Origin of the sequence: Streptococcus sp. Marseille-Q6488 (assembly GCF_946902925.1) — a bacterium.
Classification (GTDB): domain Bacteria; phylum Bacillota; class Bacilli; order Lactobacillales; family Streptococcaceae; genus Streptococcus.
On the sequence record NZ_CAMPPZ010000001.1, the window covers coordinates 106,032 to 116,905 of the forward strand.

12 protein-coding genes and 2 pseudogenes are annotated in these 10,874 nt (G+C 40.2%); 6 read left to right on the top strand and 8 right to left on the bottom strand.

The features are described 5' to 3' along the window. Window positions 1–36: 36 nt before the first annotated feature. Genes OVN23_RS00445 through mutY form a run of 4 tightly spaced genes read right to left on the bottom strand, consistent with a single transcriptional unit; the run spans window position 37 to window position 4,125 of the window. Window positions 37–846 carry an MBL fold metallo-hydrolase gene (locus OVN23_RS00445; RefSeq protein ID WP_000004961.1) on the bottom strand — a complete coding sequence of 270 codons (810 nt, stop codon included), beginning with the start codon at window positions 844–846 and terminating at the stop codon, window positions 37–39. A gap of 1 nt (window position 847) precedes the next feature. Then, entirely contained in the window at window positions 848–2,197 is a 1,350-nt protein-coding gene (gene vicK / locus OVN23_RS00450) for a cell wall metabolism sensor histidine kinase VicK (protein ID WP_061387623.1), read from the bottom strand. Then, entirely contained in the window at window positions 2,190–2,894 is a 705-nt protein-coding gene (gene yycF / locus OVN23_RS00455) for a response regulator YycF (RefSeq protein WP_050259789.1), read from the bottom strand. Before yycF ends, vicK begins: the two co-directional genes overlap by 8 nt. Window positions 2,895–2,949: 55 nt before the next feature. Further along, entirely contained in the window at window positions 2,950–4,125 is a 1,176-nt protein-coding gene (gene mutY, locus OVN23_RS00460) for an A/G-specific adenine glycosylase (RefSeq protein WP_218757738.1), read from the bottom strand. Window positions 4,126–4,210: 85 nt separating this feature from the next. Here mutY and OVN23_RS00465 point away from each other — a divergent pair, with 85 nt between their 5' ends. After that, on the top strand, window positions 4,211–4,354 hold the full coding sequence (locus OVN23_RS00465) for a hypothetical protein (protein ID WP_267240128.1): 144 nt from the start codon (window positions 4,211–4,213) through the stop codon (window positions 4,352–4,354). Window positions 4,355–4,428: 74 nt separating this feature from the next. On the opposite strand, the gene OVN23_RS00470 is transcribed toward OVN23_RS00465, so the two are convergent. Beyond that, window positions 4,429–6,099 carry a formate--tetrahydrofolate ligase gene (locus tag OVN23_RS00470; RefSeq protein ID WP_267240129.1) on the bottom strand — a complete coding sequence of 557 codons (1,671 nt, stop codon included), beginning with the start codon at window positions 6,097–6,099 and terminating at the stop codon, window positions 4,429–4,431. A 232-nt stretch (window positions 6,100–6,331) separates the two neighbouring features. Between OVN23_RS00470 and coaB the strand changes: the two genes are divergently transcribed. From coaB to OVN23_RS00495, 5 genes are all read left to right on the top strand, one after another. Next, window positions 6,332–7,021, top strand: coding sequence for a phosphopantothenate--cysteine ligase (coaB, locus tag OVN23_RS00475; RefSeq protein WP_267240130.1), 690 nt, complete (start codon window positions 6,332–6,334; stop codon window positions 7,019–7,021). 11 nt (window positions 7,022–7,032) lie between these two features. After that, window positions 7,033–7,584 (top strand): phosphopantothenoylcysteine decarboxylase, encoded by a 552-nt coding sequence (coaC, locus tag OVN23_RS00480; protein WP_164226223.1) that lies wholly within the window; start codon window positions 7,033–7,035, stop codon window positions 7,582–7,584. After that, entirely contained in the window at window positions 7,568–8,131 is a 564-nt protein-coding gene (locus OVN23_RS00485; protein WP_000747412.1) for an ECF transporter S component, read from the top strand. Before coaC ends, OVN23_RS00485 begins: the two co-directional genes overlap by 17 nt. Window positions 8,132–8,308: 177 nt before the next feature. After that, window positions 8,309–8,836 carry an ECF transporter S component gene (locus tag OVN23_RS00490; protein ID WP_001097400.1) on the top strand — a complete coding sequence of 176 codons (528 nt, stop codon included), beginning with the start codon at window positions 8,309–8,311 and terminating at the stop codon, window positions 8,834–8,836. Between the two features lie 11 nt (window positions 8,837–8,847). Then, window positions 8,848–9,363: a transcription repressor NadR gene (locus tag OVN23_RS00495; RefSeq protein WP_267240136.1), complete on the top strand. Its 516-nt coding sequence runs from the start codon at window positions 8,848–8,850 to the stop codon at window positions 9,361–9,363. Here the strand turns inward: OVN23_RS00495 and OVN23_RS00500 are convergent. The 3 genes and pseudogenes from OVN23_RS00500 to OVN23_RS00510 all read right to left on the bottom strand — a co-directional run. Further along, a pseudogene (locus OVN23_RS00500) lies at window positions 9,360–9,572 on the bottom strand (NUDIX hydrolase); the annotation flags it as partial. The gene OVN23_RS00495 and the pseudogene OVN23_RS00500 overlap by 4 nt on opposite strands. Window positions 9,573–9,910: 338 nt before the next feature. Then, a complete protein-coding gene (locus OVN23_RS00505; protein ID WP_173249769.1) occupies window positions 9,911–10,348 on the bottom strand; it encodes a hypothetical protein in 438 nt (145 codons plus the stop codon). Between the two features lie 6 nt (window positions 10,349–10,354). Continuing rightward, window positions 10,355–10,549: pseudogene (locus tag OVN23_RS00510) on the bottom strand (hypothetical protein); the annotation flags it as partial. Window positions 10,550–10,874 lie beyond the last annotated feature (325 nt).

Here is a 10,874-nt window from a genome sequence, read left to right on the forward strand (position 1 = left end):
TACTAATTTATAAAAAAGAAGGCACTCGCCTTCTTTTTATATGTCTGTCAAGGGTGTTGCGGTATCTGGTGAGGTATCATAAACCTTAAAGTCTACTCCGACTCCCAGATCAGCTTGTGCTAGCTGATTGACCATGGTCATGTGAGCCAACTCCTTGATATTGTTTTCCTTAGACAAGTGACCAAGGTAGATTTTCTTAGTGCGATTTCCTAAGGTACGAATCATAGCTTCAGCACCATCTTCATTAGAAAGGTGACCGAGATCCGATAGGATTCGTTGTTTGAGTCGCCAAGCATAAGATCCTGCTCGCAAAATCTCTACATCATGGTTGGACTCGATAAGATAGCCGTCCGCATTTTCGACAATTCCTGCCATACGGTCACTGACATAACCTGTATCTGTCAAAAGGACAAAACTTTTATCATCTTTCATAAAGCGATAGAACTGCGGTGCGACTGCATCATGGCTTACACCAAAACTCTCGATGTCAATATCTCCAAAGGTTTTGGTTTTGCCCATCTCAAAGATATGCTTTTGCGAAGAATCCACCTTGCCAAGATATTTACTATTTTCCATAGCCTGCCAGGTCTTTTCATTGGCATAAAGATCCATACCATACTTGCGAGCCAAAACGCCCACTCCATGGATATGATCTGAATGCTCATGGGTAATCAAGATGGCATCCAGGTCTTCTGGCTTGCGGTTAATTTCAGCAAGTAGGCTAGTAATCTTTTTACCAGACAAGCCTGCATCCACTAAAAGCTTCTTTTTTGGTGTTTCCAAATAAAAGGAATTTCCACTGGAACCCGACGCTAAAATACTGTATTTAAAGCCTGTTTCACTCATTCTAGTCTTCTACTTCATCCTCCCATACTTCTTCTTTTACTGCATCCTTATCATAAGGGAGCACAATGGTAAAGGTTGATCCCTTACCGTATTCACTCTTGGCCCAAATAAAGCCCTTATGTTGTTTAATAATTTCTTTGGCAATAGACAGTCCCAAACCTGTACCACCTTGTGCACGACTTCTAGCACGATCCACACGATAGAAACGGTCAAAGATACGTGGTAAGTCCTGCTTAGGAATGCCTAAACCATGGTCAGAAATGGATAAAATCATCTGGTCTTCAGTTGTCTTCATTCTGACAGTGATTTTACCCCCATCTGGCGAATACTTGATGGCATTGTTGAGAATATTATCAATCACCTGTGTCATCTTGTCTGTATCAATTTCCATCCAGATAGAATTGATAGGATAATCTCTCACCAGCTCATATTTCTTTTCTTTTTCCTGTCCTTTCATCTTGTCAAAACGATTGAGGATAAAGGTAATAAAGGCAGTGAAGTTAATCAGTTCCACATCCAAGTGACTGGTGGCGTTATCAATCCGTGAAAGATGGAGGAGATCCGTCACCATGCGCATCATACGGTTGGTTTCATCAAGAGAAACCTTGATAAAGTCTGGTGCTACAGTTTCACACAAAGCTCCCTCATCCAAGGCTTCAAGATAAGATTTCACGCTGGTTAAAGGAGTCCGTAACTCATGGCTAACATTGGACACAAAGAGTCTCCGTTCGCGCTCTTCCTTCTCCTGCTCCGTCGTATCATGCAAAACAGCCACCAAACCTGAAATAAAGCCAGACTCTCGACGAATCAAGGCAAAGCGAACTCGAAGGCTTAGATATTCGCCATTGATGTCTTGGGAATCTAGCAACAATTCTGGACTTTGGGTAATCAAATCACGCAATTCATAGTCTTCTTCTATCTTGAGCAATTCCAAAATGCTTCTATTCAGAACATCTTCTTTAACCAGCCCCAGTTGCTTCTTGGCTGTATCGTTAATCATGATAATCTGACCCCGACGATTAGTCGCAAGAACCCCATCTGTCATATAAAACAGAATACTATTTAGTCTCTTACTCTCTTGTTCTAGATTTTCCTGAGTGAGACGAATAACCTCCGACAAGTCATTCAAATTATTGGTAATATTGGTAATTTCAGACCCACCTTGCATATCAAGAACCTTGGAATAATCTCCTGCAATCAAATCTTTAACCTTTTGATTGATTTGCTTCAATCGAATATTATCACGTCTATTCTCTAGTAATAGAAGGGTCACAACAAGGATGAAACCTAACAAAATCAGGATAAAGATAAAATCTCTGGTAAAAATCGTTTGTTTCAGTAAATCAAGCATTATTTCTCATGTAATACCCTACACCACGGCGCGTCAAGATATACTCTGGTCGGCTGGGTGTATCTTCAATCTTCTCACGCAGACGTCGGACAGTCACATCAACTGTACGGACATCACCAAAATAGTCATAACCCCAGACAGTCTCAAGCAAGTGTTCGCGCGTGATGACTTGACCTGTATGCGATGCCAAATGATACAAAAGCTCAAACTCACGGTGGGTTAAGTCTAGTTCTTCGCCATATTTTTTAGCCACGTAGGCGTCTGGAACAATTTCTAAATCCCCAATTTGGATAGGTTGAGGTTTGCTATCTGCTTCCTGCCCATCTACTGGCATAGGTTGAGAACGACGCAGCAAAGCTTTAACACGCGCCTGCAACTCACGATTGGAGAAGGGTTTCGTTACATAGTCATCTGCCCCAAGCTCCAAACCGATGACCTTATCAAATTCACTGTCTTTAGCCGACAACATGATAATAGGTACACTACTTGTCTTGCGAATGGTCTTGGCAACTTCTAAACCATCAATTTCTGGAAGCATCAAATCCAAAATAATAATATCTGGCTGCTCTGCTTCAAATTGCTCTAGCGCTTCACGACCGTTAAAAGCAGTTACAACTTCGTAACCTTCCTTGGTCATATTAAACTTGATAATATCCGAGATTGGTTTCTCATCATCTACAATTAGTATTTTTTTCATTTGTTCACCTTTTTCTCTACTATTATACCAAAAAAATAGCAAGAAGACACAATAGCTAGTCTTTGCTACTGTCTAAGTTGGCTTTTGCATAAGCCTGCCAGATTTTTTGTTGGGGTTTGGCAAGTGGGACATCCTTGAACTCTTCTGGTGAAAGCCAGCGAACTTCTCTATCTGAAAAATCATGAAAGTCACTCACCTGACCTGCTACAATCTGTACATGCCACTTTCGATGGCTAAAGACATGCTTGATAGTCTCAAAATAAGTATCAAACCAATCAACATCTAGATCATAGTCCTGCTGGAAACTCTCCTCTGGACTGGGGCCAAAGTTGACACTTTCTTCTGCAACCTGATGAAAGAGGTCAAACTGCTCTTCTTGCGGAAACTCATCAACTTCTATCAAGGGAAAATGCCAAAATCCTGCTAATAACTTTTCACTTTCATTTTTTTCAAGTAAAAATTGTCCCTGAGCATTTTTCACAACTAGGGCTTTTAGATAAATGGGAACTGGCTTTTTCTTTGGAGCCTTGATTGGATAACGGTCCATGGTTCCATTCTGATATGCCGCACTAAAGTCCTTCACTGGACTCTCTTCTGGCCTAGGGTTTACAGGAGCCTCAATATCTGAGCCTAAGTCCATCAAAGCTTGGTTAAAGTCGCCAGGACGATCCGGATCAATCAAGATTTCCATCATTGCCTGAAAAATTTTGCGATTACTTGGAATGCCAATATCATGGTTGACTTCGAACAGACGGGCCAAAACACGCATAACATTACCATCTACAGCTGGCTCAGGCAAGTTAAAAGCAATACTGGAAATGGCTCCTGCAGTGTAAGGACCAATTCCTTTCAAACTGGAAATTCCTTCATAGGTATTTGGAAATTGACCACCAAAGTCAGCCATAATCTGCTGGGCCGCAGTCTGCATATTGCGTACTCGAGAATAATATCCCAGTCCCTCCCAAGCCTTCAACAAACCTTCTTCAGAGGCAGTTGCCAAACTTTCCACTGTTGGAAACCAGTCCAAGAATCGTTCATAGTAAGGGATAACCGTATCCACCCTGGTCTGCTGGAGCATAATTTCAGACACCCAGATATGATAAGGATTTTTACTTCTACGCCACGGTAAATCTCTTTTGTTTTCATCATACCAAGTGAGGAGTTTCTGACGAAAAGAAACAATCTTCTCCTCCGGCCACATGACGATACCGTATTCTTTCAAATCTAACATATCTCTAGTATAACACAGAAGACTCTAACTGTCCTTTTCCTAGTATTAAAAAGCCTCTTCCCAAGGGAAAGAGGACTGATACTCAATGAAAATCAAAGAGAAAACTAGGAAGCTATCCGCAGGTTGCTCAAAACACTGTTTTGAGGTTGTGGATAGAACATCATATACCTACGGCAAGGAGACGCTGACGTGGTTTGAAGAGATTTTCGAAGAGTATAATTCTTATTGACAAACTGCTTGCAGTCTGAGAAAAAATGAGCTTGGATAGTATTTCCAAACTCATTTAAAGTCAAGTACAATATACTAGAACAAGCCTAGGACTGTTCCATCGCTTTCAACATCCATGTTGAGGGCTGCTGGTCGTTTTGGAAGTCCTGGCATGGTCATGACATCACCAGTTAAGGCAACGATGAAGCCTGCACCTAATTTTGGCACCAATTCGCGAATGGTAATTTCAAAGTTTTCAGGTGCCCCAAGTGCATTTGGATTGTCTGAGAAGCTATACTGGGTCTTAGCCATACAGATTGGTAATTTGTCCCAACCGTTTTGAACAATTTGAGCGATTTGCGTTTGAGCTTTCTTCTCAAAGTTCACTTTGCTACCACGGTAGATCTCAGTAACAATCTTTTCAATCTTTTCTTGGACAGAAAGGCCGTTGTCATACAAACGTTTATAGTTAGATGGATTTTCAGCGATAGTCTTGACAACCGTTTCGGCAAGCGCTACTCCACCTTCTGCACCATCAGCCCAGACACTTGCCAATTCAACTGGTACATCGATTGAGGCACAAAGTTCTTTCAAGGCTGCAATTTCAGCTTCTGTATCAGATACAAATTCGTTAATCGCAACAACTGCTGGAATACCGAACTTACGGATATTTTCAACATGGCGTTTCAAGTTGGCAAAACCGACACGAACAGCTTCTACGTTTTCTTCAGTCAGAGCGTCTTTAGCCACACCACCATTCATCTTAAGGGCACGAAGGGTTGCGACAATAACTACTGCATCTGGAGAAGTTGGCAAGTTTGGTGTCTTAATATCAAGGAATTTCTCGGCACCAAGGTCCGCACCAAAACCAGCTTCAGTAACTGTGTAATCAGCCAAGTGAAGGGCTGTGGTCGTTGCCAAGACAGAGTTACATCCATGAGCAATATTGGCAAATGGACCACCGTGTACAAAGGCAGGTGTACCGTAAATTGTCTGAACCAAGTTTGGCTTAATAGCATCTTTCAAAATCAAAGCCAAGGCACCCTCAACCTGCAAATCACCTACAGAAACAGGTGTACGGTCATAGCGATATCCGATAACGATATTAGCCAAACGGCGTTTCAAGTCCTCGATGTCCGTTGCCAAGCAAAGAATCGCCATGATTTCGGAAGCGACGGTAATGTCAAATCCATCCTCACGAGGAATACCGTTTAAAGGACCACCAAGTCCAACGGTTACATGACGAAGAGCGCGGTCGTTCAAGTCCACTACACGTTTCCAGAGAATACGGCGCTGGTCAATTCCTAGCTCATTTCCTTGGTGCAAGTGGTTATCAATCAAGGCTGAAAGAGCATTGTTGGCAGTTGTAATGGCATGCATATCCCCAGTAAAGTGGAGATTGATGTCTTCCATTGGCAGCACTTGGGCGTAACCACCACCAGCGGCACCACCCTTAATCCCCATTACTGGACCAAGAGACGGTTCACGAATAGCAATCATGGTTTTCTTGCCAATCTTATTCAAGGCATCCGCAAGACCAATGGTAATGGTTGATTTTCCCTCACCTACTGGTGTTGGGTTGATGGCAGTAACCAAAATCAATTTCCCAACTGGATTACTCTCAACTGCACGAATTTTATCAAAGCTGAGTTTAGCCTTGTACTTTCCGTACAACTCCAAATCATCGTAAGAAATACCCAGTTTTTCTACAACATCAACGATTGGCTTCAACTCAATACTCTGTGCGATTTCAATATCTGTTTTCATTCAAAACTCCTCTAACCTCTTATATGATAATTCATTATAACACAAAACAAGATTTTTAACATCCTTAAACTCTCTAAACGTTCGTAAATATCCCTATTTTTAAGGTTTTTAGAGTCCTTTCTTAAATTTTATATGGCTTTATAGTTTAAAACTATAGTAGATTCTTATTATTTTATATATATATTCAAGCGCTTTCTTTTGCTTATTATTTTTTTTTTGGTACAATGGTGCTATGAAAATTTTAGTTACATCGGGCGGTACCAGTGAAGCTATCGATAGCGTCCGCTCTATCACTAACCATTCTACAGGTCGCTTGGGGAAAATCATCACAGAAACCTTGCTTGCTGCAGGGCATGAAGTTTGTTTAATTACGACAAAACGAGCTCTGAAGCCAGAAGCTCACCCTAATCTAAGCATTCGAGAAATTACCAATACCAAGGACCTTCTACTGGAAATGCAAGAACGGGTTGCAGATTATCAGGTTTTGATTCACTCAATGGCGGTGTCCGACTACACTTCTGTTTATATGACAGGACTTGAGGAAGTTCAGGCTAGCTCCAATCTAGAAGAATTTTTAAGCAAGCAGAATCATCAGGCTAAGATTTCTTCAACCGACGAGGTTCAGGTCTTATTCCTGAAAAAAACACCCAAGATCATCTCTCTAGTCAAGGAATGGAATCCTGCTATTCATCTGATTGGTTTCAAACTGCTGGTTGATGTTACCGAAGACCATCTGGTTGACATTGCTAGAAAAAGTCTTATCAAGAACCAAGCAGACTTGATTATCGCAAATGACCTGACTCAAATTTCAGCAAACCAGCATCGTGCAATCTTTGTTGAGAAAGATTATCTTCAAACGGTTAACACTAAAGAAGAAATTGCAAAACTCCTCCTTGAAAAAATTCAAGCCTATCATTCTTAGAAAGGAAAGCTATGGCAAACATTCTCTTGGCTGTAACGGGCTCAATCGCCTCTTATAAGTCGGCAGATTTAGTCAGTTCTCTAAAAAAACAAGGCTATCAAGTCACTGTTTTAATGACTCAGGCTGCTACAGAGTTTATCCAACCTTTGACTCTACAGGTCTTATCACAGAATCATGTCCACCTGGATGTCATGAAGGAACCCTATCCTGAACAGGTTAATCATATCGAACTTGGAAAAAAGGCGGATGTATTCATCGTGGCCCCTGCAACTGCTAACACTATCGCAAAACTAGCCCTTGGTTTTGCGGACAACATGGTGACCAGTACAGCTTTAGCCTTGCCAAGTCATATTCCCAAACTAATAGCTCCTGCTATGAATACAAAAATGTATGACCATCCAGCAACTCAGGCTAATCTGAAAACATTAGAAACCTACGGCTATCAGCTGATTGCTCCTAAGGAATCCCTACTAGCTTGTGGAGACCACGGAAGAGGAGCCTTAGCCGACCTCACAATTATTTTAGAAAGAATAAAGGAAACTCTCGATGAAAAAACGCTCTAATATTGCACCTATTGCTATCTTTTTTGCAACCATGCTTGTGATTCATTTTCTAAGCTCACTTATCTTTAACCTTTTTCCATTCCCAATCAAACCGACCATTGTTCATATTCCTGTCATTATTGCCAGCATTATCTACGGTCCACGAGTTGGAGTTACACTTGGATTTTTGATGGGGCTACTTAGCTTAACCGTTAACACTATTACAATTTTACCAACAAGCTACCTCTTCTCCCCATTTGTACCAAACGGAAACATCTACTCAGCTATCATTGCCATCGTCCCACGTATTCTGATTGGTTTAACTCCGTATCTAGTTTATAAACTGATGAAAAATAAAACTGGTCTTATTTTAGCTGGTGCCCTTGGTTCACTTACCAACACAGTCTTTGTACTTGGTGGAATTTTCTACCTTTTTGGAAATGTCTTTGATGGTAATATCCAAAAACTCCTAGCAACCGTTATCTCAACAAACTCGATTGCTGAATTAGTCATTTCCGCAGTTCTAACCCTAGCCATTGTTCCAAGACTACAAACCTTGAAGAAATAAAAACAATCTCCGCTTTCATACTTGAAGGTGGAGATTTTGCTCTATATCATTACTATTATTAGTGAAATCTTTACCAATATTTAATTTAAAATGACCTATAAACTCAAGTAAATCCTTGCTTTATTGTCTTGTTTATAGTACTATACTAGTGTATATACAGTTAAAAAGGAGATTCTTATGAATACACGGAAAAAGACACAATTTATGACAATGACTGCCCTCTTAACGGCTATTGCGATTTTGATTCCAATTGTTATGCCTTTCAAAATCGTCATTCCACCTGCTTCTTATACTCTGGGGAGCCACATCGCTATTTTTATTGCCATGTTTTTGTCGCCCTTGATGGCAGTTTTTGTCATCCTAGCCTCTAGTTTTGGATTTTTGATGGCTGGCTATCCTATGGTTATCGTATTTCGAGCTTTTTCCCATATCTTTTTTGGGACTCTGGGAGCTCTTTACCTACAAAAATTCCCCGATACCCTAGATAAACCAAAATCTTCCTGGATTTTCAACTTTGTTTTGGCTGTCGTTCATGCCCTTGCTGAAGTATTGGCCTGTGTCGTTTTTTACGCAACTTCTGGTACCAATGTAGAAAATATGTTTTATGTTCTATTTGTACTAGTTGGATTTGGTACAATTATCCATAGTATGGTAGACTATACATTAGCACTAGCTGTCTATAAAGTGCTTCGAAAACGCCGTTAAAAGGAAGAACTATGACAAAAGATCGCAAACAAGCCCTGCTCCAACTCTTGAAAGAAGCTCCTAAAGCCCTCAATGGCCAAAGATTAGCTGAGCACTTTCATGTCACTCGACAAGTTATTGTTCAAGATATTGCAATTTTAAGAGCTGATGGAGCTCCAATTCTATCTACCAATCGTGGCTACATCTATAAGCAAGTTGATGCCAATCCATATGTCCACAAACTTTTCAAGGTGAAACATGAAGTTGAAGAAATCGGTCAGGAACTCCTTGCTATCGTTGATAATGGTGGACGTGTTCAAAATACCTTGATTGACCATCCTGTTTATGGAGAAATTGAAACCTTGCTTAAACTGTCTTGTCGCAGAGATGTGCAACATTTTCTAGAACAAGTCGAGCATTCTGACTTTAGACCTCTGTCTGAATTGACAGATGGCATCCATTACCACCTAGTCGAAGCTGAAACACAACAAGACCTCCGTTATATCGAGGAGGCCTTGGAACAGCTCGGTTATTTAGTAAAAGACTAGAAGATTTTCTTCTCCCAGCCATCATCTGTACGGTGGCGGTAGAAAAACTCCGACTTGTCGGGAGCTTCCATCATTTCCATCAAAGGCAACATATCATAGGCCAGATTCAAGTTTGGAATCTGGTCTTTTTGCACCCAAGAAACTTCTCCTTCATCTGAAGAGCGAAGAGTACCAGAGAACTCAGTCGCCTTATAGTCAATTGAACTATAAAAAACAGCTCTATAATAATATTTTCATCGCTCTAAATATCAAAAAAAGATGGGCAAAACTCAATTTTAGGAGAAAATAAAGTAAATCTTTCCACAATATAATAAATTGAAGTTGGAATAGTACGCCATGATTGCTAAAAAATTTCTAGAAATTAATTTGATTTTCCCAATCAATTTGTTCACATCTTATTTCAATCCAAAATAAAACGCATAGTATCAAGGTTTTTCAACACCTGATATTATGCGTTTTTGATTTTAAAGATTTTTTGCCCAGTCTCTTCTAGATCTTAGCTTTTATAGAAATATCTTTCTAATCCAACATTTCACTTTTTTTGCTCTTACTTAAGCTTAGTAATGATTGCTTTCAGTTGTTCTACTAACTTAGCTTCTGTCTCTGCTGAGCCACTTTCTTCTTTCACGAAATCAAGAGTTTCTTGGAGAAGTTTTTGAGCTTTAGCTAGGACTTTTTTATCTGCTTTTGCTACATCTAGTTGTTCTAGAATCTTAGTCAATTCAATGCTTAATTGCTTGAGTTCGGACTCTTTCTTACGACCAATCAACCAGAAAATAATTACCCCTAGTAGAGCAAGAAGACCTGCTACAAACACTCCTACTGGTACTGAGTTTGTTTCAGACATCTTATCTGAATCCTTGCTATCTTCTGCTACTTTCTTAACATCGCTCTTGTCTTGTGCAGTTTTGCTATCAACGTCATTTACTTTTACATCTTTAAGAGATGCTAAGGCTTTCTTAACAGCTTCTACTGCATCACGCAAACCTTGTTCTGTTAAATCACTGTCTGAAATAGCTTTCTTAGCATCTAGGAGAACAGTTTTGGCTGCATCGATTTTCGCATCTGATACCTTTGTCAAGGCTTTCAAACGTTCATCTAATTCATAAGATAAAGTACGAAGTTCTGACTTATCTAGTTGCTGTTTAACTGAAACAGACGATTCTTCCTTAGCTACATCTTCCATACTTCTGTCTGTTCTAGATTGATCAGCTGACAGTGTTGAAGGTTCTTTGTCACGAATTGAATCTTCATCTGGAGTTACAGTAGTATCTGTATTTGAAGCTTGGACAGGAGTTGAAGGTTGCCCCTCTCCAGCTGGTTGTGTAGCTTGAGAAGTTGGAACAGATGGAGATGCTTGAGCAGAAGAATCATTCTTAACAGGATGACTAGGTTGAACAGTTGATGATGTCGATGATACATAATTTCCATTTAATGCATTCTTAGCTGTGTTAATTGCTGATAATGCATTGTTGACTTCCGTTTGTGTCGCATTATCTCTTGCTAATACT